Source organism: Alkalihalophilus lindianensis (assembly GCF_032843265.1).
GTDB classification, from domain to species: domain Bacteria; phylum Bacillota; class Bacilli; order Bacillales; family Bacillaceae_D; genus Alkalihalophilus; species Alkalihalophilus lindianensis.
The window spans coordinates 1-429 of record NZ_JAWJBA010000057.1 but is presented as its reverse complement, the minus strand read 5'-3'; the positions used below and the strand labels follow the sequence as shown (position 1 = coordinate 429).

Annotated in this window: 1 protein-coding gene; it reads left to right on the top strand. The window is 29.4% G+C overall.

The genetic code is table 11. From position 1 onward, the window contains the following. Positions 1-257, top strand: a 257-nt coding sequence (locus tag RYX56_RS21265; RefSeq protein ID WP_317123980.1) for a MepB family protein, incomplete at its 5' end; no start/stop codon positions are given. Positions 258-429: the final 172 nt, after the last annotated feature.

The following is a 429-nucleotide window of genomic DNA, read 5'->3' as shown; positions in this document are numbered from 1 at the left end:
TATTGGTTATCAATACGTTTACTAGTAAGAATAATTTTGGACAGTTCGTTTTTCCAAAAGAAGTTCTTGCAAAACAAAATATCCTTAAAACAGCCTCTACAAAAGGAAAAATGGCAATGAGAGTTTACCCTAGTTGGGAAAAAACAACTAGCAAACAGGCAATCGAAACACAAAAATGGCAATTAGAATATTTTATTGAGGTAAATAAATCAAATCATTTCCCATTACAAAAACTATTAAAGCTATATTCTAACTAAAATTGGATAGAACTAAGCTAATAGTTTGTGAAAAATTAAACTAACGGGAGCATTCCTTCAATAAGGGATGCTTTTTTCTTTGTCAATAAAAAGGGAATTAATGTTAAACTAAAGGGGCAGGTTGATCGAAAGAAGAAATTGAATAAATAGGTAGTATTTAAAGGAAGTAATT